The sequence below is a fragment of the Citrobacter sp. CtB7.12 genome (assembly GCF_001297795.1).
In the GTDB taxonomy this organism is placed as follows: domain Bacteria; phylum Pseudomonadota; class Gammaproteobacteria; order Enterobacterales; family Enterobacteriaceae; genus Citrobacter_A; species Citrobacter_A amalonaticus.
The window spans coordinates 35,518-58,825 of the sequence record NZ_LIFT01000016.1; the positions used below are offsets into that span (position 1 = coordinate 35,518).

20 protein-coding genes are annotated in these 23,308 nt (G+C 54.1%); 10 read left to right on the forward strand and 10 right to left on the reverse strand.

What is annotated here, in order from left to right; translation table 11 throughout:
• Positions 1-8 precede the first annotated feature (8 nt).
• The 5 genes from idnD to AOY24_RS17375 all read left to right on the forward strand — a co-directional run bounded on the left by idnD (position 9) and on the right by AOY24_RS17375 (position 5,848).
• The gene (gene idnD, locus AOY24_RS17355) at positions 9-1,052 is read left to right on the forward strand and encodes an L-idonate 5-dehydrogenase (RefSeq protein ID WP_042999263.1); all 1,044 of its coding nucleotides are present in this window, start codon (positions 9-11) and stop codon (positions 1,050-1,052) included.
• A gap of 11 nt (positions 1,053-1,063) precedes the next feature.
• Positions 1,064-1,828 carry a gluconate 5-dehydrogenase gene (idnO, locus tag AOY24_RS17360; protein ID WP_042999262.1) on the forward strand — a complete coding sequence of 255 codons (765 nt, stop codon included), beginning with the start codon at positions 1,064-1,066 and terminating at the stop codon, positions 1,826-1,828.
• A 63-nt stretch (positions 1,829-1,891) separates the two neighbouring features.
• A complete protein-coding gene (gene idnT, locus AOY24_RS17365) occupies positions 1,892-3,211 on the forward strand; it encodes a gnt-II system L-idonate transporter (protein ID WP_042999261.1) in 1,320 nt (439 codons plus the stop codon).
• A 57-nt stretch (positions 3,212-3,268) separates the two neighbouring features.
• Positions 3,269-4,267: a LacI family DNA-binding transcriptional regulator gene (locus tag AOY24_RS17370; protein WP_042999260.1), complete on the forward strand. Its 999-nt coding sequence runs from the start codon at positions 3,269-3,271 to the stop codon at positions 4,265-4,267.
• 78 nt (positions 4,268-4,345) lie between these two features.
• Positions 4,346-5,848 carry a helicase HerA-like C-terminal domain-containing protein gene (locus AOY24_RS17375; protein ID WP_054177063.1) on the forward strand — a complete coding sequence of 501 codons (1,503 nt, stop codon included), beginning with the start codon at positions 4,346-4,348 and terminating at the stop codon, positions 5,846-5,848.
• A 63-nt stretch (positions 5,849-5,911) separates the two neighbouring features.
• Here the strand turns inward: AOY24_RS17375 and lptG are convergent, their stop codons facing one another.
• From lptG to ytgA, 3 genes are all read right to left on the reverse strand, one after another.
• On the reverse strand, positions 5,912-6,994 hold the full coding sequence (gene lptG / locus AOY24_RS17380) for an LPS export ABC transporter permease LptG (protein ID WP_054177064.1): 1,083 nt from the start codon (positions 6,992-6,994) through the stop codon (positions 5,912-5,914).
• On the reverse strand, positions 6,994-8,094 hold the full coding sequence (gene lptF, locus AOY24_RS17385; protein WP_042999257.1) for an LPS export ABC transporter permease LptF: 1,101 nt from the start codon (positions 8,092-8,094) through the stop codon (positions 6,994-6,996). Before lptF ends, lptG begins: the two co-directional genes overlap by 1 nt.
• Positions 8,095-8,156: 62 nt before the next feature.
• Entirely contained in the window at positions 8,157-8,207 is a 51-nt protein-coding gene (gene ytgA / locus AOY24_RS25420; protein WP_211180521.1) for a protein YtgA, read from the reverse strand.
• A gap of 153 nt (positions 8,208-8,360) precedes the next feature.
• Here ytgA and pepA point away from each other — a divergent pair, with 153 nt between their 5' ends.
• From pepA to AOY24_RS17400, 3 genes are all read left to right on the forward strand, one after another.
• Positions 8,361-9,872 carry a leucyl aminopeptidase gene (gene pepA / locus AOY24_RS17390; protein ID WP_044253264.1) on the forward strand — a complete coding sequence of 504 codons (1,512 nt, stop codon included), beginning with the start codon at positions 8,361-8,363 and terminating at the stop codon, positions 9,870-9,872.
• 99 nt (positions 9,873-9,971) lie between these two features.
• Positions 9,972-10,415, forward strand: coding sequence for a DNA polymerase III subunit chi (holC, locus tag AOY24_RS17395; RefSeq protein ID WP_042999255.1), 444 nt, complete (start codon positions 9,972-9,974; stop codon positions 10,413-10,415).
• Positions 10,415-13,270: a valine--tRNA ligase gene (locus AOY24_RS17400; protein WP_042999254.1), complete on the forward strand. Its 2,856-nt coding sequence runs from the start codon at positions 10,415-10,417 to the stop codon at positions 13,268-13,270. The genes holC and AOY24_RS17400 overlap by 1 nt, the downstream gene beginning before the upstream one ends.
• Before the next feature lie 54 nt (positions 13,271-13,324).
• Here AOY24_RS17400 and AOY24_RS17405 read toward each other — a convergent pair whose 3' ends face one another.
• The gene (locus AOY24_RS17405; protein WP_054177065.1) at positions 13,325-14,524 is read right to left on the reverse strand and encodes a YjgN family protein; all 1,200 of its coding nucleotides are present in this window, start codon (positions 14,522-14,524) and stop codon (positions 13,325-13,327) included.
• Between the two features lie 190 nt (positions 14,525-14,714).
• On the opposite strand from AOY24_RS17405, the gene AOY24_RS17410 reads away from it, so the two are divergent.
• Entirely contained in the window at positions 14,715-15,212 is a 498-nt protein-coding gene (locus AOY24_RS17410; protein ID WP_044253259.1) for a GNAT family N-acetyltransferase, read from the forward strand.
• Between the two features lie 6 nt (positions 15,213-15,218).
• Here the strand turns inward: AOY24_RS17410 and AOY24_RS17415 are convergent, their stop codons facing one another.
• From AOY24_RS17415 to rraB, 3 genes are all read right to left on the reverse strand, one after another.
• Positions 15,219-16,049: a hypothetical protein gene (locus AOY24_RS17415; protein WP_044253257.1), complete on the reverse strand. Its 831-nt coding sequence runs from the start codon at positions 16,047-16,049 to the stop codon at positions 15,219-15,221.
• 87 nt (positions 16,050-16,136) lie between these two features.
• Positions 16,137-16,901, reverse strand: a complete 765-nt coding sequence (miaE, locus tag AOY24_RS17420) for a tRNA isopentenyl-2-thiomethyl-A-37 hydroxylase MiaE (RefSeq protein WP_054177066.1) — start codon at positions 16,899-16,901, stop codon at positions 16,137-16,139.
• Between the two features lie 61 nt (positions 16,902-16,962).
• A complete protein-coding gene (rraB, locus tag AOY24_RS17425) occupies positions 16,963-17,388 on the reverse strand; it encodes a ribonuclease E inhibitor RraB (RefSeq protein ID WP_042999249.1) in 426 nt (141 codons plus the stop codon).
• Between the two features lie 163 nt (positions 17,389-17,551).
• On the opposite strand from rraB, the gene argF reads away from it, so the two are divergent.
• The gene (gene argF, locus AOY24_RS17430; RefSeq protein ID WP_044253254.1) at positions 17,552-18,556 is read left to right on the forward strand and encodes an ornithine carbamoyltransferase; all 1,005 of its coding nucleotides are present in this window, start codon (positions 17,552-17,554) and stop codon (positions 18,554-18,556) included.
• A 95-nt stretch (positions 18,557-18,651) separates the two neighbouring features.
• On the opposite strand, the gene AOY24_RS17435 is transcribed toward argF, so the two are convergent.
• From AOY24_RS17435 to AOY24_RS17445, 3 genes are all read right to left on the reverse strand, one after another.
• Complete coding sequence (locus AOY24_RS17435) at positions 18,652-21,099, reverse strand: molybdopterin guanine dinucleotide-containing S/N-oxide reductase (protein ID WP_046401402.1); 2,448 nt, start codon at positions 21,097-21,099, stop codon at positions 18,652-18,654.
• 27 nt (positions 21,100-21,126) lie between these two features.
• Positions 21,127-22,227, reverse strand: a complete 1,101-nt coding sequence (locus AOY24_RS17440; protein WP_054177067.1) for a NapC/NirT family cytochrome c — start codon at positions 22,225-22,227, stop codon at positions 21,127-21,129.
• A 471-nt stretch (positions 22,228-22,698) separates the two neighbouring features.
• On the reverse strand, positions 22,699-23,151 hold the full coding sequence (locus tag AOY24_RS17445; RefSeq protein WP_054177068.1) for a YhcH/YjgK/YiaL family protein: 453 nt from the start codon (positions 23,149-23,151) through the stop codon (positions 22,699-22,701).
• Between the last annotated feature and the right edge of the window lie 157 nt (positions 23,152-23,308).

Sequence of the window (23,308 nt, forward strand, 5' to 3'; positions counted from 1 at the left end):
AGGCATTTATGGAAGTGAAAACTCAATCCTGCGTTGTCGCGGGTAAGCGCTCTGTTGCCGTAACACAACAGAATATCGAATGGAATAATAAAGGCACGCTCGTAAAAATAACCCGCGGAGGAATTTGCGGTTCCGACTTACATTATTATCAGGAAGGTAAAGTCGGTAATTTTACCGTCAAAGCACCGATGATTTTAGGCCATGAAGTTATTGGTAAAGTGGTCCATAGCGATTCAGAAACATTACGCGAAGGGCAGTCGATTGCCATTAATCCGTCTAAACCATGCGGTCATTGTAAATACTGTCTTCAACATGAAGAAAACCAGTGCACTGAAATGCGCTTTTTTGGCAGTGCGATGTATTTTCCGCACGTCGACGGCGGCTTTACCCAGTTTAAAACGGTCGATACCGCCCAGTGTATTCCTTACCCGGAACAGGCGGACGAAAAGGTCATGGCCTTTGCTGAACCGCTGGCCGTTGCCATCCATGCTGCGCATGAGGCTGGCGATCTCCAGGGTAAGAAAGTGTTTATCTCCGGCGTCGGCCCCATCGGTTGCCTGATCGTCAGCGCGGTGAAAACGCTGGGTGCAGCGGAAGTGGTCTGTGCCGATGTCAGCCCCCGTTCGCTATCGCTGGCTCAACAAATGGGCGCGGATACGCTGGTTAATCCCCAGCATGACGCGCTCGACCAGTGGAAAACGGAGAAGGGCTATTTCGATATCAGTTTCGAGGTCTCCGGTCATCCCTCCTCCATTACCACCTGTCTGGAAGTCACCCGCGCAAAAGGGGTGATGGTGCAGGTTGGTATGGGTGGTGCCGTTCCAGACTTCCCGATGATGATGCTGATCGGCAAAGAGATCGCCCTGAAAGGCTCGTTCCGCTTTACCACTGAATTTAACACCGCAGTCTCCTGGCTGGCGCATAACGTTATCGATCCGCTGCCGCTACTGAGTGCGGAATATCCGTTTACCGACCTGGAACAGGCGCTGATTTTCGCCAGCGACAAAACCCAGGCGGCGAAAGTTCAGCTCGTCTTTGAGAATGAAAAATAAGGAATAACATCATGAACGATCTTTTTTCACTGGCAGGTAAAAATATTCTGATCACCGGTTCCGCCCAGGGGATCGGTTATTTGCTGGCAACGGGTCTTGGTCAGTATGGTGCGCAGATTATCGTCAACGATATTACGTCAGAGCGGGCAGAAGCCGCGGTTGCTAAACTGCAGCAGGAAGGGATCCGTGCCGTTGCCGCTCCTTTTAACGTGACGCATAAACAGGATATTGACGCCGCAATTGATCATATCGAAAAAGATATTGGCCCGATTGATGTGCTGGTCAATAACGCCGGGATCCAGCGCCGTCATCCGTTTACCGAATTTCCGGAACAGGAATGGAACGACGTGATCGCCGTTAACCAGACCGCCGTGTTCCTCGTCTCCCAGGCGGTAACCCGCCGAATGGTGGAGCGCCAGGCCGGGAAAGTGATCAACATCTGCTCGATGCAAAGTGAACTGGGTCGCGACACCATCACCCCGTACGCCGCCTCGAAAGGTGCGGTGAAGATGCTGACTCGCGGTATGTGCGTTGAACTGGCGCGCCATAACATCCAGGTTAACGGCATCGCACCGGGGTACTTCAAAACGGAAATGACTAAAGCGCTGGTGGAAGATGAAGCCTTCACCTCATGGTTATGCAAACGTACCCCTGCCGCCCGCTGGGGCGATCCGCAGGAGCTGATTGGCGCGGCGGTATTCCTCTCCTCCAAAGCCTCGGACTTCGTCAACGGACACTTGCTGTTCGTCGACGGCGGCATGCTGGTCGCAGTGTAACCACTGAACAACCCTACGCAGCGCGCCAGCGCTGCCTTTTTGGCACACATAAGAGATAAGATTATGCCATTAATCATAATTGCGGCAGGCGTCGCGCTGCTTCTGGTCCTGATGATTGGCTTTAAAGTCAATGGCTTCATCGCCCTGGTCCTGGTCGCAGCCGTCGTGGGATTCGCCGAAGGGATGGACGCACAGGCCGTTTTACATTCCATTCAAAACGGGATCGGCGGCACGCTCGGCGGGCTGGCGATGATCCTCGGTTTTGGCGCAATGTTGGGAAAATTGATTTCTGATACGGGGGCCGCGCAACGCATCGCGACCACCCTGATCGGAACGTTTGGTAAAAAACGCGTGCAGTGGGCGCTGGTCGTCACCGGACTGGTCGTTGGGCTGGCGATGTTCTTCGAAGTCGGCTTTGTACTGCTGCTGCCGTTGGTATTTACGGTGGTGGCCTCATCCGGTTTGCCGCTGCTGTATGTCGGCGTGCCGATGGTCGCTGCCCTTTCGGTCACCCACTGCTTCCTGCCACCGCATCCGGGACCGACAGCCATTGCGACGATTTTTGAAGCCAGCCTCGGCACCACGTTGCTGTACGGGTTTATTATCACCATTCCTACGGTGATTGTCGCAGGCCCACTGTTTTCAAAACTGCTGACCCGCTTTGAAAAAGCGCCGCCGGAAGGGTTGTTTAACCCGCACCTGTTCACCGAAGAGGAGATGCCGTCCTTCTGGAACAGTATCTTTGCGGCGGTGATCCCCGTCATACTGATGGCCGTTGCCGCCGTGTGCGAAATTACACTGCCCAAAACCAACTCGGTACGGGTATTCTTTGAGTTTATCGGGAACCCTGCCGTCGCGCTGTTTATCGCCATCGTGCTGGCGATTTTCACTCTCGGCCGACGCAATGGCAGGACGATTGAACAGATCATGGATATCGTCGGTGACTCTATCGGTGCCATCGCCATGATTGTGTTTATCATCGCCGGTGGCGGCGCGTTTAAACAGGTTCTGGTGGACAGCGGCGTGGGTCAGTATATCTCGCACCTGATGACCGGCACCTCGTTGTCGCCGCTGCTGATGTGCTGGACAGTGGCCGCGTTACTGCGTATTGCACTGGGATCGGCGACCGTCGCCGCGATCACGACCGCTGGCGTGGTATTGCCGATCATTAACGTCACCCATGCCGATCCGGCGTTGATGGTGTTGGCGACCGGGGCCGGTAGCGTAATCGCTTCGCACGTAAACGATCCGGGATTCTGGCTGTTCAAGGGCTACTTTAACCTCAGCGTCGGTGAAACGCTGCGGACGTGGACCGTGATGGAAACGCTGATTTCAATCATGGGACTGCTGGGCGTGCTGGCACTGAATGCGGTTCTGCATTAAGGCGTGATTAACCACCGGGGGGCGATGTCGCCGCCGCTCCCCGGTACCGGAGAGAAGATGAGGAACCACAGAATTTCTTTGCAGGACATCGCCACGCTCGCGGGCGTAACCAAAATGACGGTGAGCCGCTATATCCGCTCGCCGAAAAAGGTCGCAAAGGAAACTGGCGAGCGTATCGCGCAGATCATGGAGGAGATCAACTACATCCCGAACCGTGCGCCAGCCATGTTGCTGAACGCGCAAAGCTACACGCTTGGCGTGCTCATTCCCTCCTTTCAGAACCAGCTCTTCGCCGACATTCTTGCCGGTATCGAATCGGTGACATCCGACCATAACTACCAGACGCTGATTGCCAACTACAACTACGATCGTGAGTCGGAAGAAGAGTCGGTGATCAATCTGCTCTCCTACAATATCGACGGCATCATTCTTTCCGAGAAGTATCACACCCTGCGCACGGTGAAATTCCTGCGCTCGGCGGCCATTCCCATTATCGAGCTAATGGATATTCAGGGCGATCGGCTGGATATGGAAGTCGGGTTTGATAACCGCCAGGCGGCATTTGATATGGTCAGCACCATGCTGGATAAACGCCAGCGGCGCAAAATTCTTTATCTCGGCTCGAAAGACGATATCCGTGATGAACAGCGTTTTCGCGGTTACTGCGATGCGATGACGCGGCGAGGCCTGACGCCGCTGCGCGTGAACCCGAAAGCGATCTCGTCGATTCGTCTGGGCATGCAACTGATGCGCGACGCGCTGATTGCCCACCCGGATTTAGACGGTGTGTTTTGCACCAATGATGATATTGCGATGGGCGCGCTGCTGTTTTGCCGGGAACGCGACCTGTCCGTGCCGGAACAGGTCTCCATTGCCGGTTTCCACGGTCTGGAGATGGGCCGACAGATGATCCCAAGTCTTGCCAGCGTCATCACCCCCCGCTTTGACATTGGCCGCATGGCGGCGCAGATGTTGCTGAGCAAAATCAAGAACAACGACCACAACCACAATACGATCGATTTGGGATACCAGATTTACCACGGCAATACGCTATAAGTGATTTTCTCTCCCCGGCGCATATTCTCTTGCACTCACATTGCCTATACTCGACGCAGGATAAATGGAGGAAATCTCATGAGCTCACCCCTGCTGATTGCCCGCACGCCAGACACTGAACTGTTTTTACTCCCCGGGATGGCGAACCGCCACGGGCTGATTACCGGGGCGACCGGGACCGGGAAAACCGTCACGCTACAGAAGCTGGCCGAGTCGCTGTCGGAAATTGGCGTACCGGTTTTTATGGCCGATGTAAAAGGTGACTTAACGGGCATCGCTGCCGAAGGCCAGGCTTTCGAAAAACTGCTCGCCAGACTGAAAAATATAGGCATTACCGACTGGCAACCGCACAGCAATCCGGTGGTACTGTGGGACATCTTCGGCGAAAAAGGTCATCCGGTTCGCGCCACGGTCTCAGACCTCGGGCCGTTGCTGCTGGCGCGTCTGCTGAACCTCAACGAGGTGCAGTCCGGCGTGCTGAACATTATCTTCCGTATTGCCGATGACCAGGGTCTGTTGCTGCTGGATTTCAAAGATCTGCGGGCCATCACGCAATACATCGGCGATAACGCTAAATCCTTCCAGAATCAGTATGGCAACATCAGCAGCGCTTCAGTCGGAGCGATCCAGCGTGGGCTGCTGACGCTTGAACAGCAAGGTGCGACGCACTTCTTTGGCGAGCCGATGCTCGACATCAAAGACTGGATGCGGACCGATGCCAGTGGCAAAGGGATCATCAATATTCTCAGCGCCGAGAAGCTCTACCAGATGCCAAAACTCTACGCAGCCAGCCTGCTGTGGATGCTCTCCGAGCTTTACGAGCAACTGCCGGAAGCCGGCGATCTGGAAAAACCGAAGCTGGTCTTCTTTTTCGACGAAGCGCATCTGCTGTTCAACGACGCCCCGCAGGTGCTGTTGGATAAAATTGAACAGGTGATCCGTCTGATCCGCTCGAAAGGGGTTGGCGTCTGGTTTGTTTCGCAAAACCCGGCGGATATTCCGGATAACGTCCTCGGTCAGTTGGGCAACCGCGTTCAGCATGCCCTGCGCGCCTTTACGCCGAAAGATCAGAAGGCGGTGAAAACCGCCGCGCAGACCATGCGCGCCAATCCGGCGTTTGATACAGAGAAAGCGATTCAGGAACTGGGCACCGGTGAAGCACTGGTTTCATTCCTCGATGCGAAAGGCAGTCCATCGCTCGTCGAGCGGGCAATGGTGATCGCCCCGTGCTCACGGATGGGACCGGTGACGGATGATGAGCGCAATGGGCTTATCAACCACTCTCCGGTTTATGGCAAATATGAAGACGACCTGGATCGTGAATCCGCGTTTGAAATGCTGCAACAAAGTGTCCAGGCAACGACCGAAGCGCAAAGTAACCCGACGGCGAAAGGCAAAGAGGTGGCGGTTGACGACGGGATCCTCGGCGGGCTGAAGGATATTCTCTTCGGCAGTACCGGACCGCGCGGTGGCAAGCGCGATGGCGTAGTGCAGAGCGTGGCAAAAAGCGCAGCGCGTCAGGTCACCAATCAGCTCATTCGCGGGATGTTAGGCAGCCTGATGGGCGGCAGAAAACGCTAGTACCAAGGATAAGCGCAGCGCCATCAGGCACTGCGCTTTACGTTGCCGGATGGCGGCGAACGATTATGACTTACGCATCATCAGCCAGAGACTGATCAAGAAGAACGAGGCGCTTGGCAACAGGGCGCCGATAATCGGCGGAATACCGTACACCAGCGTCAGCGGGCCAAAGATCTGGTCCAGCACGTAGAAAACAAAACCAAAGCTTATCCCCGTCACCACCCGCACACCCATTGGCACGCTACGCAGCGGACCAAAGATGAACGACAGCGCCATCAGCATCATCACCGCAACGGACAGCGGCTGGAAGACTTTGCTCCACATATTGAGCTGGTAGCGCCCGGCCTCCTGGCCGCTCGACTTCAGGTATTTCACATAGTTGTGCAGACCGCTGATAGAGAGCGCATCCGGGTCCAGCGCCACCACGCCCAGTTTGTCTGGCGTGAGGTTGGTTTTCCAGGTACTGCTCACCATTTGCGAACCGGTGATCTGCTTCGGATCGGTCAGATTCGACTCATCCACCTGCGACAGACGCCAGACCTTCTGTTCCGGGTCAAACTTCGCCGACGCAGCATAGCGCACGGATTGCAGACGACGCTGATCGTTGAAGGCATAAATGCTGATGCCGACTAACTCTTCGTCACCTTTCACTCGTTCGATGTAAACAAAGTTATTGCCGTCTTTCGCCCACAGCCCCTGCTGGGTGGAAAGCAGCGAACCGCCGTACATCGCCTGCGCACGGTAATTACGCGCCATCTGCTCGCCCTGCGGCGCAACCCACTCGCCGATGGCCATGGTCAGCAGCACCAGTGGGATCGCGGTTTTCATCACCGAGAACGCAACCTGCATACGGGTAAAACCCGACGCCTGCATCACGACCAGCTCGCTGCGCTGCGCCAGCATCCCGAGTCCCAATAGCGCACCAAGCAATGCCGCCATCGGGAAGAAAATCTGCACATCTTTCGGCACGCTGAGCAGGGTGTACATCCCCGCGCCCAACGCGTCGTAGCTCCCCTGCCCGGCTTTTTTCAGCTGGTCGACGAACTTGATGATGCCGGAAAGCGACACCAGCATGAATAACGTCATCATGATGGTGGTGAAAATGGTTTTACCGATATAGCGGTCAAGGACACCAAATGGCTGCATCACACCGCTCCTTTACGCGAAAAACGGGCGCGCAGACGGCGCACCGGCACTGTATCCCACAGGTTAAGACCCACCGCCAGCGCCAGATACAGCAGGTTGACCACCCACATCCAGATAACCGGGTCCAGCTTTCCTTTCCCGCCATTGGATTTCAGGGAGGTCTGGATCAGGAAGAACATCAAATAGAGCAGCATCGCGGGCAGCATCGACAGCACGCGGCCCTGACGCGGGTTGACCACGCTCAGCGGGACGACCATCAGCGCCATCATAAATACGGTGAATACCAACGTGATACGCCAGTGCAGTTCCGCACGGGCGCGATCGGTATCAGTGGACCACAGCGTGCGCATGTCCATCTGGTCGGTGTCGTTCGGATCCAGCGCCACCGCCTGGTGACCGATAATCGCCTGATAGTCCTGGAAGTCGGTAATACGGAAATCACGCAGCAGTGCGGTGCCTTCAAAGCGGGTGCCTTTGTTCAGCGTGACCACCTGCGAACCGTCGCGCATCTGCGACAGATGTCCGGAATCGGCGACCACCACAGAAGGACGGGCGTTACCTTTCGGGCGAATTTGTGCGAGGAACACATCCTTGAAATCGCTACCGTCAACGCTTTCAATAAACAGTACCGAGCTGCCATTGGTGGCCTGCTGGAACTGCCCCTGCGCCAGTGCGGCCATACCGGGGTTGGCTTTCGCCTCGGCCAGCACTTCATCCTGATGTTTTGACGACCACGGCCCCGCCCACATGACGTTAACGGCGGCGATGATCCCGGTGAACAACGCCAGGATCATGGCGGCTTTCACCAGCACGGCCTTGCTCAGACCGCAGGCGTGCATCACCGTAATTTCACTTTCGGTATACAGTTTGCCCAGCGTCATCAACAGTCCGAGGAACAGGCTGAGCGGCAGGATAAGCTGCGCCATTTCAGGCACGCCGAGGCCCAGCAGCGAGAGCACCAGATTTGCCGGAATGTCACCGTCAACCGCTGCGCCGAGGATCCTCACTAACTTTTGACAAAAGAAGATCAAAAGCAGAATGAAGAGGATGGCAAGCTGGCTTTTGAGCGTCTCCCGCACCAGATATCTTATGATTATCACTTTAAATACGCCCGTAAAAACTCGTCTTTTGCAGGAATTTAGCTTGTTTCATGGCTTAAACGTCATTTATTCTCTTGAGTCGTCGAAATCGTCGCTAAAATTATTATACTCAGCGGATTCGCCACTCAGAACGCGTTCTGATGTGCCAATGCCGTAATAACGTTAAGATTAACACGAAGTCACCGCAACTGCGGATATGAGTTACGAAAGCTTGCAATTCTAACCGCAGGCGCCGCCGTTGTCTTTAAGATTCAGGAGCGTAGTGCATGGAGTTTAGTGTAAAAAGCGGTAGCCCGGAGAAACAGCGGAGTGCCTGCATCGTCGTGGGCGTCTTTGAACCACGCCGCCTTTCTCCGGTTGCAGAACAGCTCGATAAAATCAGCGACGGGTACATCAGTGCCCTGTTGCGTCGTGGCGAACTGGAAGGCAAACCGGGTCAGACCCTGTTGTTACACCATGTCCCCAACGTACTGTCCGAGCGTATCCTCCTCATCGGTTGTGGCAAAGAACGCGAGCTGGATGAACGTCAGTATAAGCAGGTGATTCAGAAAACTATCAACACTCTGAATGATACCGGCTCAATGGAAGCCGTCTGCTTCCTGACCGAACTGCACGTCAAAGGCCGCAACAACTACTGGAAAGTGCGTCAGGCTGTCGAGACGGCCAAAGAGACGCTGTACAGCTTCGATCAACTGAAAACCACCAAAAGCGAGCCGCGCCGCCCGCTGCGTAAAATGGTCTTCAATGTGCCGACCCGCCGTGAGCTGACCAGCGGCGAGCGTGCGATTCAGCACGGTCTGGCCATTGCTGCCGGCATTAAGGCCGCGAAAGATCTCGGCAACATGCCGCCGAACATCTGTAACGCCGCCTATTTAGCCTCTCAGGCGCGCCAGTTAGCTGACAGCTACAGCAAGAATGTGGTCACCCGCGTCATCGGCGAACAGCAGATGAAAGAGCTGGGAATGCACGCATACCTCGCCGTCGGTCACGGTTCGCAGAATGAATCGCTGATGTCAGTGATTGAGTACAAAGGCAGTCCGTCCGAAGACGTGCGTCCGATTGTGTTGGTCGGTAAAGGGCTCACCTTTGACTCCGGCGGTATCTCCATCAAGCCAGCTGAAGGCATGGACGAGATGAAGTACGACATGTGCGGTGCGGCGGCAGTGTATGGCGTAATGCGCATGGTGGCGGAGCTTCAGTTGCCAATCAACGTCATCGGCGTGCTGGCAGGCTGTGAAAACATGCCAGGTGGTCGCGCCTATCGTCCGGGCGACGTGCTGACGACCATGTCCGGTCAGACGGTTGAAGTGCTGAACACCGATGCCGAAGGCCGTCTGGTACTCTGCGACGTCTTAACCTACGTTGAGCGTTTCGAGCCAGAAGCGGTTATCGACGTGGCGACCCTGACGGGCGCCTGCGTGATTGCGCTGGGCCACCACATTACCGGTCTGATGTCGAACCATAACCCGCTGGCGCACGAGCTGATCGGCGCGTCCGAACAAGCGGGCGACCGCGCATGGCGTCTGCCGCTGGGTGATGAGTATCAGGAACAGCTGGAATCCAACTTCGCGGATATGGCGAATATCGGCGGCCGTCCTGGCGGCGCAATCACCGCAGGCTGTTTCCTGTCGCGCTTTACTCGCAAGTACAACTGGGCGCACCTCGACATCGCCGGTACCGCATGGCGTTCCGGGAAAGCCAAAGGCGCAACCGGTCGTCCGGTGGCGCTGTTGTCGCAGTTCCTGCTCAATCGTGCCGGTTTTTCTGGCGAAGAGTAAGTTTGAAATTGCCCCGTAGGCCGGATAAGCGCAGCGCCATCCGGCCTACGGTGTGCAATAAGACAACGCATTTAAATCCACCACAAGAAGCCCCATATCATGAGAAACGCAACGTTCTATCTTCTGGACAACGACACACAACACGATGGCCTTAGCGCCGTCGAGCAACTGGTGTGTGAGATTGCCGCAGAACGTTGGCGCAGCGGCAAACGCGTGTTGATTGCCTGCGAAGACGAAAAACAGGCGATTCGCCTGGATGAGGCGCTATGGGCCAGACCGGCTGACCGTTTCGTCCCGCACAATCTGGCCGGTGAAGGGCCGCGCGGCGGTGCGCCGGTAGAAATCGCCTGGCCGGAAAAACGCAACAGCAGTCCGCGCGATCTGCTCATCAGCCTGCGCGTTGGCTTTGCAGATTTTGCCACCGCTTTCACAGAAGTGATAGACTTCGTCCCTTACGAAGATTCTCTGAAACAATCGGCACGCGAACGCTACAAAGCCTACCGCGTGGCTGGTTTTAACCTGAATACGGCAACCTGGAAATAATGGAAAAGACATACAACCCCCAAGATATCGAACAGCCGCTTTACGAGCACTGGGAAAAGCAGGGCTATTTCAAGCCTAACGGCGATGAAAGCAAAGAGTCCTTCTGCATCATGATCCCGCCGCCGAACGTCACCGGCAGTTTGCATATGGGTCATGCTTTCCAGCAAACCATCATGGATACGCTGATCCGCTATCAGCGCATGCAGGGGAAAAATACCCTGTGGCAGGTCGGGACCGACCACGCCGGTATCGCGACCCAGATGGTGGTTGAGCGTAAAATTGCCGCTGAAGAAGGAAAAACCCGCCACGACTACGGTCGCGATGCCTTTATCGATAAAATCTGGCAGTGGAAAGCGGAATCCGGTGGCACCATCACCCGTCAGATGCGTCGGCTCGGCAACTCCGTGGACTGGGAGCGCGAGCGCTTCACCATGGACGAAGGTCTTTCCAATGCCGTGAAAGAAGTCTTTGTCCGCCTGTACAAAGAAGATCTGATTTACCGTGGCAAACGCCTGGTGAACTGGGATCCAAAACTGCGCACCGCCATTTCCGATCTGGAAGTGGAAAACCGCGAGTCTAAAGGCTCGATGTGGCACATCCGCTACCCGCTGGCCGACGGCGCAAAAACGGCTGACGGCAAAGATTACCTGGTGGTGGCGACCACCCGTCCGGAAACCCTGCTGGGCGATACCGGCGTGGCCGTTAACCCGGAAGATCCGCGTTATAAAGATCTGATTGGCAAATTCGTGGTGTTGCCGCTGGTGAACCGCCGCATTCCGATCGTCGGTGATGAACACGCCGACATGGAAAAAGGCACCGGCTGCGTGAAAATCACCCCGGCGCACGACTTTAACGACTACGAAGTCGGTCGTCGTCATGCCCTGCCAATGATCAACATCTTCACCTTTGATGGAGATATCCGCGAAACGGCGGAAGTGTACGACACCAAAGGCAATGAGTCCGACGTCTACTCCAACGAAATTCCGGCGGAATTCCAGAAACTGGAGCGCTTCGCCGCACGTAAAGCGGTGGTTGCGGCGATCGACGCGCTGGGCCTGCTGGAAGAAATTAAACCGCACGACCTGACCGTCCCGTACGGCGACCGTGGCGGCGTGGTCATCGAACCGATGCTGACCGACCAGTGGTACGTCCGTGCCGATGTGCTGGCAAAACCGGCGGTAGAAGCCGTTGAGAACGGCGACATTCAGTTCGTGCCGAAGCAGTACGAAAACATGTATTTCTCCTGGATGCGCGATATTCAGGACTGGTGTATTTCCCGTCAGCTGTGGTGGGGTCACCGTATTCCGGCATGGTACGACAACGACGGTAACGTCTATGTGGGTCGCAACGAAGACGAAGTGCGTAAGGAAAACAACCTGAGCGCAGACGTAGCCCTGCGTCAGGACGACGACGTGCTGGATACCTGGTTCTCCTCCGCGCTGTGGACCTTCTCCACCCTCGGCTGGCCGGAAAACACCGACGCACTGCGTCAGTTCCACCCAACCAGCGTGATGGTTTCCGGCTTCGACATCATCTTCTTCTGGATTGCCCGCATGATCATGATGACCATGCACTTCATCAAAGATGAAAATGGCAAGCCGCAGGTTCCGTTCAAAACCGTCTACATGACCGGTCTGATCCGCGACGACGAGGGCCAGAAGATGTCCAAGTCCAAGGGTAACGTAATTGACCCGCTGGATATGGTCGACGGTATTTCGTTACCGGAACTGCTGGAAAAACGTACCGGCAACATGATGCAGCCACAACTGGCTGAAAAAATTGCCAAACGTACCGAAAAACAGTTCCCGGACGGCATTGAACCGCACGGCACCGATGCCCTGCGTTTCACCCTGGCAGCGCTGGCTTCGACCGGTCGCGACATCAACTGGGACATGAAGCGCCTGGAAGGTTACCGTAACTTCTGTAACAAGCTGTGGAACGCCAGCCGTTTTGTGCTGATGAACACCGAAGAACAGGATTGCGGATTCAACGGCGGCGAGATGACCCTGTCGCTGGCGGACCGCTGGATCCTCGCGGAATTCAACCAGACCACCAAAGCGTACCGTGAAGCACTGGATAACTTCCGCTTCGATATCGCCGCGGGCATTTTGTATGAGTTTACCTGGAACCAGTTCTGTGACTGGTACCTGGAGCTGACCAAACCGGTCATGACCGGCGGAACGGAAGCTGAACTGCGTGGCACCCGCCATACGCTGGTGACCGTGCTGGAAGGTCTGCTGCGCCTGGCGCACCCGATCATCCCGTTTATCACTGAAACCATCTGGCAGCGTGTGAAAGTGATTGCCGGCATTACCGCTGACACCATCATGCTGCAGCCGTTCCCGGAATATAACGCCGCACAGGTTGATGAAGCCGCACTCGCGGACACCGAATGGCTGAAGCAGGCGATCGTTGCCGTACGTAACATCCGTGCGGAAATGAACATTGCGCCGGGCAAACCGCTTGAGCTGCTGCTGCGGGGTTGCAGCGATGACGCGATGCGTCGCGTAAACGACAACCGCAGCTTCCTGCTGAACCTGGCGCGTCTGGAAAGCATCACCGTACTGCCTGCTGATGACAAGGGTCCGGTCTCCGTGACTAAAATCATCGACGGCGCCGAACTGCTGATCCCGATGGCGGGTCTCATCAATAAAGACGATGAACTGGCGCGTCTGGCGAAAGAAGTGGCGAAAATCGAAGGCGAAATTAGCCGTATCGAAAACAAACTCGCTAACGAAGGCTTTGTGGCGCGTGCGCCGGAAGCGGTGATCGCCAAAGAGCGTGAGAAGCTGGAAGGTTATGCCGAGGCGAAAGCGAAACTGATTGAGCAGCAGGCGGTTATCGCCGCGCTGTAATCGCGGAAAGCGATAATGTATAAAGGCCGGAGCTTGCTCCGGCCTTTTTTATCACTACATAAAATTGAGCGTCGGCATCACGCCGCGTGAGAGTCGCGATACCAGACCGTTATCCACGCGCTCATCGCTGTCAGCAAGTGGTAACGTATCGAGATCGCCCACCACGTACGTATTTTTCGCCAGCCAGGTAATCAGCCACATGCGCAGCAGTGGATACGCCAGCCCACCAGTGATAGCAGAAATCACATATAACCCCCCCAGGCGATAAACCATGCCATGGAAAGTCAGCGTGGAACGAAAACGAATGTGTCCGTCGGCGAGTTGCAGGTTATTCAGAAAGTGATTACGAAACGCCACAATCAAATAACTCATTGAAATGGCAATGCCCAGATAATAGATAATCTGGCTTATCACAATCTGTCGTTGATATTCGATGAGTATTAACGCTTCAATTTCCTCTTCCGCCATCCCCGTCACATCGAGTTCGTATATCGATTTAAACAGCGCAATCGCGATAAAACCGACCACGGCGAGAAAAGGCAGCAGCGCTGCCATGGCCAGAATCGCGGATTTAATACAATGCCAGACATTTATCTGCACAGAGAATGCGTGGACACCAAAGCGGCCGCCATCCCCCACCATCCTCATCAACCGACTGTACGTCACCCCGCTGACCACTCCCACGCCGGCAAGGCCCGTCAGCCCCAGCACGATTACCGTGAAAATCACTTCTCCCGGGCTTTCTGTTGGACACACCTGTAGCAGGCAAAATATCACCACCCCCAGCGCCATAAGCAACAGCACGGGCAGACACAGAATATTCCAGAATGCCTTAAGCGCAGAGAAACGAAAACCAAAACGGATACTATTTAACGAGGTCTTCACTGCCTGATATTGCAGATTTTTCATCACCAGGACAGGTATTGCTAAGATCAGTGCTGCCAGTAAGGCCGCGCCAATGACAAAATATTCCATGCTTATCAATGTCATGCCTGCAATATAAATCACCAGCAGCATAAACCAGCTCAGGAACACATCGCCACCTGTCACCTTCCAGCTAAACGGCTGTCCATTTAAGGTCATATTGGAATAAATATAGCGACGGCATTTCATTAATGCCCACGGCAGGTAAATTCCTAATGTCACCAGTACCAGCAACGAATTGACCAGACAAATAAGAAAATAACTTCCGCCATCGCCACGAAATTCAAAAGCGTGTGATGGTGCCTCTTCTTTTATAAGATATTCCTGCATAATAAATCCCTGTCGTTAATCATCCTTAAAAATACACATTATTAGCAGGCAATAGGAATACCAGCCAATAGAGATATTACCTTATTATCTGCATAAATAACATCCACCCGCTATGTTATAAGGTGCTTGCATCACCTGGCCGGGGATGCTATTAGTTCAAATTATTAGTATTGTTTAACCGGGTAGTAAAATGAATGTTTTTGACGCGCTCACGTTACGTCGCCTGACGGCCAGGGATAACCAGGTCATCGCTGCCGTTATCCGTCAGGTTTCCGCCGAATATGGCCTTACCGCTGATAAAGGCTATACCGTTGCCGATCCAAATCTTGATGAGCTGTATCAGCTCTACTCGCAACCAGGACATGCATATTGGGTGGTGGAGCGTAATGGCGAAGTGGTGGGGGGCGGCGGAATTGCGCCGTTAACCTGTAGCGAACCCGATATTTGCGAACTGCAAAAAATGTACTTTTTGCCCGTGGCGCGCGGACAAGGCATGGCGAAAAAGCTGGCGCTGATGGCGATGGATCACGCCCGCGCGCTGGGATTTAAACATTGCTATCTGGAAACGACCGCCTTTTTACGCGAGGCGATTGGTCTATACGAACATTTAGGGTTTGAGCATATCAGCGAACCGCTTGGCTGCACCGGGCACGTCGATTGCGAAGTGCGGATGCTCAAACCCCTGTAATACCGGCTATTGCATCTCAGGCGATACCGAAAGTCGAATCACGCCAGCGGCCTGCGCGGCTGGCAATTTCAGCACTTCCGTCCACATATCCTGCACCAGATTGCAGACGACCTTTTCTTTCCCGATCCCCTTCTCCGGCTCAGCCATAAGCTGAACATCCTGCCCGTAGCGCTGCACCAGTACTGGTACGACGCTTTGCAGATCCTGCATGGCCTGCTGCTTCTCGGTGTCGGTTACCGTGTGTTTATTAGGACCGTATGCCGCTCGCATCATCGCCGCATCACCTTCCATACGCCGTTTCAGAATATCCGGTGAGATCAGACGCGTCGGGTTAATGCCGCCTTTGACCTGAGGGAAGAGAAAGCGGAAACACTCATCGTCGCCTTTTTTCTGCACCGCCGCAGTCTGTTCGAGATTGATCTTCATATAGTCAATGACATTACTGTCCGGCGCCTGCTGTAAACGCGACATCTGAATTTGCAGCACCTGCGGTTGAATGGTATCGATTATTTGTTGTTCGGTTTTGCCTTCATTTTTCAGCTGCAGCGCCTGGGTGCGAAGATGGACCCAAAATGCCGGCTCCTGTTCCTTCAGTACCTGAAACGTCGGCATTTGCAGTAGCGCGGCATCAAACTGCTGCTCTTCCGTCTGACCGGACGCCGCTTTTTCTCGCGGGATCAGGTAGTGCACGTCAAACAGGTTCCACGCGACGATCGCCACAATCATCAGCACCGCGCCAGAAGCCTTCCCTACCCAGCCTTTTTTACGCATGAGCCCTATCACCGCGGCGATGACCGCGCCGACGTAGCCTGCGAGAAGTACATGTGTCCAGTTCATCGGTATTGGTATTCCTTGCCCTGAAAAAGAGACATTTTTCACTGCCCACGTCGGGATGTCACCTTGCGGCGGGCAGAACTACCGAAATTAAGAGGCGACGGGGACACCGCTGTGAAAGCGAAACTCGTTGTCCGGCGAGACGATCAGCGCCGCTTCCACGTCGCCAAAATAGCGGACGCGGGGAGAAATATCTTCCTGCGAAACCTGTTGCGCCAGCGCCAGATAGTCCTGATAGTGGCGCGCTTCGGATCGCAGCAGCGACAGATAGAACTTTTGCAGATCGTCATCGAGAAACGGAGCCAGCGCGGCGAAGCGTTCACAGGAGCGCGCTTCGATGTAAGCACCGCAAATCAGCTTATCAATCAGCGTCAGCGGCTCGTGCGTGCGCACCGCTTTCAGCATCCCTTTCGCGTAGCGACTGGCGGTGATCTTCACGTAAGGAATGTTGCGGGCCTGCATCGCTTCGCGCACCTGCCAGAAATGGTGCAATTCTTCCTTTATCAACAACACTATGCTGTCGATAAGCTGGCGGCCCCACGGATCGTCCGTTTCCGGCATTACGCTTTTACCAATCTGTTTATGGAGCGCAACAAAGTCCGGTTCCGGCCCTTCCCGGAAGGCAAAGGCTTCATACGGCTGTAGCCAGGCGAGCAGCGCATCCGCACCCGGTTTATCCGCTACATACTTACGCACCAATAGCATCGCCGTTTGTGCCGCCTTGAGTTCGCATATCAGATGATCGGTGAGCAGCAGAGGGAGGTTTTGCGGATCGCGCGCCTGGTCAATCCATGCCTGCGGGGTCGGACAGTGCAGAAAGTTAAGCACCGGAGAAAGTATTTGCGGGTAGTTCATGAGTAACCTGTTGGAAGAGTACGACAGCAGGCGCTGCCGTACTTTTTAACCCCTGGTAATCTTAGTGACGCACGCCGTCGTCATCTTCGTCGACGTAGTCTTCGTCGTCGCCCTCTTCACCGTCTTCACCGTTCGGATCTTCAAAGTAGGTGCCCCAGCCGTCGTATTCGACGTCATATTTCTCGGCCAGGTTCATCAACTGTTCAACCTGCGCGTCGATAAGGTCAGCTTTCAGCGCACATTCACTGAGGATATCGCAGCAAATCACAGTGTCGCCTTCTTCGACTTCCAGCTCTTCTGGCTCAGTGACTTCATAGCCGAGTTTAAACGCTTCTACCGCCGCTTTTTCCAGGGTTTCGAAATCGTCTGCGGAAAGGTGGTGTTCGATGGTGTACAGCGCGTCCGGGTCGCTACCATCATCCAGTAATTCTTCAATAATCAGGCGCGTCTCTTCACGCTGCTCTTCCAGTAGTTCCGGGTTTGCCATGGCTCGTTCCTCATAATGTCCTGCCGATACTCTTATTGTCACATACCGCCGTCATTGCCTCCACCTTTCCAGAAAAGATTTGTGAAACGGGGTTGCAAATGCATAATCATCCATATAAATTGAATTTTAATTCAATAGGTGGCATTCGCCATAGGAGGGAACTATGTCAGGTTTTTATCAGAAGCATTTTTTAAAGTTACTCGATTTCACCCCTGCTGAACTCACCGCACTCGTCCAACTTGCCGCAAAACTGAAAGCTGATAAGAAAAATGGCAAAGAAGAACAAAAGCTTACTGGCAAAAACATCGCGCTCATCTTCGAAAAAGACTCGACCCGTACACGATGCTCTTTCGAAGTTGCCGCTTACGACCAGGGGGCTCGCGTCACTTATCTCGGTTCCAGCGGCAGCCAGATTGGGCATAAAGAGTCAATTAAAGACACCGCTCGCGTGCTGGGCCGGATGTATGACGGCATTCAGTATCGCGGTTACGGTCAGGAAGTAGTCGAAACGCTGGCCGAATATGCCGGTGTACCGGTATGGAATGGGTTGACCAACGAGTTCCATCCTACGCAATTACTGGCTGACCTGCTGACGATGCAGGAACATCTACCAGGTAAGGCGTTTAACGAGATGACGCTGGTTTACGCGGGCGATGCGCGCAATAACATGGGTAACTCAATGCTGGAAGCCGCCGCGCTCACCGGGCTGGACCTGCGTCTGGTGGCCCCCAAAAGCTGCTGGCCGGAAGCGTCGCTGGTCGCAGAATGCAGCGCAATGGCGAAGAAAAATGGCGGTAACATTACGCTCACCGAAGATATCGCGGCGGGCGTGAAAGGGGCGGACTTTATCTACACCGATGTCTGGGTGTCGATGGGCGAACCGAAAGAGATGTGGGCGGAACGTATCGCCATGCTGCGCGACTATCAGGTCAACAGCCAGATGATGGCGCTTTCCGGGAATCCGCAGGTGAAGTTTCTGCACTGTCTGCCCGCATTTCATGACGATCAGACCACGCTCGGTAAAAAAATGGCGGAGGAATTTGGTCTGCACGGCGGAATGGAAGTCACCGATGAGGTGTTTGAATCCCCGGCCAGTATTGTGTTTGACCAGGCTGAAAACCGGATGCACACCATTAAAGCAGTGATGGTGGCGACGCTGGCGCAGTAATATTGTTCGCAAACAAAAACCCCACATAACACTGTGGGGTTCATCACCAGTCTGAGGCGAAAATCACCATTTTCGCCCAGTATTACAACCGTGAATTATGCGCCCATTGGCGGCGTAAACGCGGTAAGTTCCAGCTCCGGTCCGGTGTATTTCTCCGCCATCACCAGCGCAGTGTTGCCCGCGCAGCCATTCGCCAGACGCGAGGTCGGGATGTCTTTGGTAAGCACGTTAGCTCCACCGTTTTTACAGATCCCGGTACCTGCGTAATCCAGATCCGGCCATGCGCCTTCATGGATACATACCACACCTTGCTTGATGCCATCAGTAACCTTCGCGCCGGTTAACACCTGTCCACGCGTGTTCCAGACACGCACCAAATCGCCGTCGGCAATGCCACGTTTTTTCGCATCTTCTGGATGGATGTATAACGGCTCGCGGTTGGCCACCGCATACTGTTTGCGCAGCGACGCATAGTTAAGCTGACTGTGTAAACGGTGCGCCGGGTGCGCGGTCAACAGCTGCAGTTCACCCTCTTTAGCGTTGCCAGCCCATTCGTCTGGTTCCAGCCAGGTCGGATGCGCCGGGCAATCCTTATAGTTGAAACCTTCGATGGTTTTCGAGTAAATCTCGATTTTACCGCTCGGCGTGCCCAGCGGGTTCATCACCGGGTCCTTGCGGAAATCGGCATAGCGCACGAAAACTTCTTCTTTCGGGTTCTTACGCATTTCGATCAGCTTGTTCGCTTCCCAGAAGGCGGTGAACTGCGGCATATTGACGCGCTGCTGACGCGCGCCTTTCTGCGCCACGTCGTAGAACTCGCGCAGCCAGTCCATTTCGCTCTTGCCTTCGGTATAAACGGCTTTACCGCCTGGTTTCAGCAGCTCAGCCATATCCGCGAACACGTCAAAATCATTGCGGGCTTCGAACTGTGGGGGGATGGCTTGTTTCATCGGCACCAGATGCTGGTTGCTGTAGTCACCGGTCATGGTCAGATCGTTACGTTCAAACGATGTGGTGATCGGCAGAACAATATCCGCGTGCTTGGCGGCAGCCGTCCAGTAGCACTCGGAGATCACCACCAGTTCCGGTTTTTGCCAGGCTTTTACCAGGCGGTTGGTATCCTGATGATGAGTGAAGTTGCCACCGCCGGCCCACCAGATCATGCGCAGATCGGGGAAGGTTTGTTCCTTACCGTTATGTTGATATTTGCCGCCGGGGTTTTCCAGGGCTTCAACGATACGCGCAACCGGGAACGCTTCCACCGCATCGGAGGTTGCCCAGTCGTTGCCAGCAGACGAGCCGCCTGCGATTGTCGCTGAAATGGCCGACAGCACTCCGCCACTGCGAGTTGGGTTGCCGCCGTTAGAGTAATGGTAAGAGAAACCAAAACCGCCGCCCTCGGTACCAATCTGGCCGAGCATCGCCGCCAGGGTAACCAGCATCCAGTGGCGCTGTTCACCATACTGCTGACGCTGAATGCCCCAACCCGCCATCAGCATGGTTTTATTCTTGGCAAAGATTTCCGCCAGAATTTCCATTTGCTTCGCCGGAACGCCGCAAATCTTCTCGGCCCAGGCCGGATTTTTCGGCGTGTTGTCGTTTTTACCCGTCAGATACGCTTCGAATTCGCCATAGCCAGTGGTGTATTTATCGAGGAAGGCTTTGTCATGCAGTCCTTTTTCTACCAGCGCGGACGCAATACCTAACATCAGCGCCACGTCGGTACCCATATTCGGCGCAATCCACTGTGCTTTATCACCGAAGAAATCGATAGTTTCTGAGCGTTGCGGATCGATGGCGATAACAGTTTTGCCGGACGCTTTCAGTTTATTGAAGTACTCGAGGCCTTGCTCATCCGTACTGGTCCAGGCAATTTTCAGGGTGTTCAGTGGGTTAAGACCCCACAGGACCACCACCTGACTATGTTCGAGGATCAGCGGCCATGCCGTTTGCTGTTCGTAAACTTCTACCGAGCCGACGACGTGCGGCATGATCACCTGCGCCGCGCCAGTGGAGTAGTCGCCGGTATGCCCGGTATAGCCGCCCGCCATGCTCATGTAACGCTGCAGCAGCGTCTGCGCTTTGTGCAGCACACCACTGGAGCGCCAGCCATAAGATCCCGCAAAAATGGAAGATGGGCCATGCTCGGCACGGATACGGGCGTGCTGCTCGTGGATGAGCTTCAGAGCGTCTTCCCATGACACTTTGACGAATTCGTCTTTACCACGATTGCCATCCGGTTTGCCCGGCGCATTGAGGAAGCCTTTACGTACCATCGGAGATTGAATACGGCACGGGGTATGCGCCTGATCGGGTGCGGTAGTTTGCAGATCGTTGGGAATCGTTTTCGCCAGCGCACCGCGCGACGACACAATTTTGCCGTCTTTAACGTCGATGTACATCGCCCCCCAACGTCCTGCGGTCAGGATGGCATTACCCGGCGCGTCTGCTGCCCACGCTGGCATCGGGATTGCCGAGGTAATCATCATCGCGCCAGCGGAACCGCCAGCATACTTAATAAAGTTACGTCGTGTAAGGTTCATAGGTTTTCCTTTAATCGTAATTGTTAGTTATTCCTTAGAGGTAAAATCTTTGGCGTGATACTGGAACCAGCGAGTCAGGATGTCTAAATCCTCGGCGCTAATATCCGTTCTCGCGCCCATCCCTTTTGCTACGGAAGGCCAGGCATTTAAGGTGTAATGTTCGGAGGAAATCGGCGCATGACATCCGGAACAATACGTTTTGTCGAGAGTTTTGGCGTAATCCCAGATCACGTCGGGTTTACTCAGTGCGGGTTCAGCCAGAGGTGCGCGTAGAGACACATTGCGCCATGCGTTTCCGTAGGGATCCTTTTCCCAGTCGCTGGAGATTTTGAGCGCTTTTTGACCTTCGTCGGTAAGTGTGGCAAGGACCAAACGCTGACCCACCGCGAAGTAAATCACCTGTTCAGCGCCTTGCATTTGGCTACCGATAATCTCCACTTCCCGCGCATCGCCGGAATGTCCCACCACGTTCAGTTTGGTGGCCGGATAAACTGTGCCCAGGTTACCCAGTGCGGCAGGCGCGACGGGGTACACTTCTTTCGCATCAACCGGCGTCTGGCGTGCGTTTTCCATCAGCGCATCATGCGCTTTGGTGTCAATGGTGATTTCAGGCGGGAAGTGCGCGATACCTTTATGGCAATCAATACAGGTTTGTTTTTCTTTAATACCCAGCGCATGCATTTTCTGTGCATCGGCACTCTGCTTTTGAAGATCCATGGCGTCAAACTGATGGCACGAGCGGCAGGTCGCCGAATCGTTAGCTTTCATCTGCTCCCAGACGGTCTCCGCCATCTCAAGGCGATGCGCCTCATATTTTTCCGGTGTATCAATTTTGCCGGTGACAAACTCATGCCAGATATCCTTACTGGCCCGAACTTTGGTGATCAGGTAATCCATACCCGATTGCGGAATGTGGCAATCACGGCACTCCGCACGGATACCTTTTTGGTTCATAAAGTGCGCAGATCCCTGGTACTCTTCATAGGGTGCTTGCATTGTGTGGCAGGAGAGACAAAACGAGGTGTCTGACGTTTTATGCATCATCCACATAGATGACAGCACGAGTGCTCCCCCCAGCAGAATGCCCACGAATACAAGACCCGCTATCCACTTCCATTTTTTATTCATACCTTGCCCTGAAATTAATTCAAAAGTTAATATTTAATTTTGTGTAATGTATTTTGCTGGATGATTTTTCAACAAGAATTGATGTAACACAAAAGTGTTATTAACCAGAAAGAGTTAAACGTGCTTTTGATCGAGTTTTTGAAAGTTAACAGGAAAGGTTACAGCTAACGGTATGTTGTGACTGAAGTTATGGCGATAGCGATATGAAATTAAATATATAACGACTAACTAAAAATCAAGCCACCGTTATATATTTAAATACATAAGTAAATAATGTGATCGCGGTGCACTATTAATGCCTGAAATAAACCGTTTTTACCGTTCGGTTAACATCTGAATGAAGATAAATGCAGTTTATTATTTTTACCGCATGCGCAGACGCAAGGATCGTTACGGACGAATGCAGGATCAATCATAAAAAGGACAGCCGCTCCGATTCACGGAGCGGCTGAGCAATGCCTGCCTTTCTGTTTAAGCCACCAGCAGTTTAACCACCGCTTTACGCACCGGCGCAGGCGTGCCGACGGCGCACAGCGGTTTGTGCACTTCTTGCGGATAAAAGACGACAAAGTCACCTTCATTCAGGATCAACGTTTTCTCCTGCTCCCCTTCCGCTAAAAAGGCGATGTCTTTATCAGCCAGCCAGTCGGTATCCGGTTTACCGGCAGGCAGTACGCTGAAGGTCATTCCTTCCTGCCCTTTCAGCACGATCTGAATATCCAGATAGCGCGCGTGATACTCCGCACGACGCTTCTCGAACTGTTCGGTCATATCTTCAGAAATCAGGTAGAACAGACGGCTACCGTCAATCTCATGTTTCCCCTTCTCCGTCGCCTCGGTGACGTTTGCCTTAATGTACTCAATCGCCTGGCGGAGTTCTTCAGGAAGCCAGGATTGCAGATGGTGAATATTACCAACGATCATCTCATACCCTCATTCAAAACAGCGTTTCAATTTTAGTTGTTATACGGAAAAAAACCCGAGCGTGCCATCGCTATCGTGCAAAGTTTTGCGTCAGCGCATGTTTATCGCTGAAGTTGTTGACTGTCTGTTAACGCTAAACAGCGATCTATGCATCTTT

What these genes read in the sequence shown, in the direction of transcription:
- AOY24_RS17440 (WP_054177067.1), bottom strand. Translation starts at nt 22,227, where the DNA reads ATGAATAAAAAATGGAAGTGGATAGCGGGTCTTGTATTCGTGGGCATT.
- AOY24_RS17435 (WP_046401402.1), bottom strand. Translation starts at nt 21,099, where the DNA reads ATGAACCTTACACGACGTAACTTTATTAAGTATGCTGGCGGTTCCGCT.
- AOY24_RS17405 (WP_054177065.1), bottom strand. Translation starts at nt 14,524, where the DNA reads ATGCAGGAATATCTTATAAAAGAAGAGGCACCATCACACGCTTTTGAA.
- miaE (WP_054177066.1), bottom strand. Translation starts at nt 16,901, where the DNA reads ATGAACTACCCGCAAATACTTTCTCCGGTGCTTAACTTTCTGCACTGT.
- AOY24_RS17400 (WP_042999254.1), top strand. Translation starts at nt 10,415, where the DNA reads ATGGAAAAGACATACAACCCCCAAGATATCGAACAGCCGCTTTACGAG.
- AOY24_RS17410 (WP_044253259.1), top strand. Translation starts at nt 14,715, where the DNA reads ATGAATGTTTTTGACGCGCTCACGTTACGTCGCCTGACGGCCAGGGAT.
- argF (WP_044253254.1), top strand. Translation starts at nt 17,552, where the DNA reads ATGTCAGGTTTTTATCAGAAGCATTTTTTAAAGTTACTCGATTTCACC.
- AOY24_RS17445 (WP_054177068.1), bottom strand. Translation starts at nt 23,151, where the DNA reads ATGATCGTTGGTAATATTCACCATCTGCAATCCTGGCTTCCTGAAGAA.
- lptG (WP_054177064.1), bottom strand. Translation starts at nt 6,994, where the DNA reads ATGCAGCCATTTGGTGTCCTTGACCGCTATATCGGTAAAACCATTTTC.
- holC (WP_042999255.1), top strand. Translation starts at nt 9,972, where the DNA reads ATGAGAAACGCAACGTTCTATCTTCTGGACAACGACACACAACACGAT.
- idnO (WP_042999262.1), top strand. Translation starts at nt 1,064, where the DNA reads ATGAACGATCTTTTTTCACTGGCAGGTAAAAATATTCTGATCACCGGT.
- rraB (WP_042999249.1), bottom strand. Translation starts at nt 17,388, where the DNA reads ATGGCAAACCCGGAACTACTGGAAGAGCAGCGTGAAGAGACGCGCCTG.
- AOY24_RS17375 (WP_054177063.1), top strand. Translation starts at nt 4,346, where the DNA reads ATGAGCTCACCCCTGCTGATTGCCCGCACGCCAGACACTGAACTGTTT.
- AOY24_RS17415 (WP_044253257.1), bottom strand. Translation starts at nt 16,049, where the DNA reads ATGAACTGGACACATGTACTTCTCGCAGGCTACGTCGGCGCGGTCATC.
- AOY24_RS17370 (WP_042999260.1), top strand. Translation starts at nt 3,269, where the DNA reads ATGAGGAACCACAGAATTTCTTTGCAGGACATCGCCACGCTCGCGGGC.
- idnD (WP_042999263.1), top strand. Translation starts at nt 9, where the DNA reads ATGGAAGTGAAAACTCAATCCTGCGTTGTCGCGGGTAAGCGCTCTGTT.
- pepA (WP_044253264.1), top strand. Translation starts at nt 8,361, where the DNA reads ATGGAGTTTAGTGTAAAAAGCGGTAGCCCGGAGAAACAGCGGAGTGCC.
- idnT (WP_042999261.1), top strand. Translation starts at nt 1,892, where the DNA reads ATGCCATTAATCATAATTGCGGCAGGCGTCGCGCTGCTTCTGGTCCTG.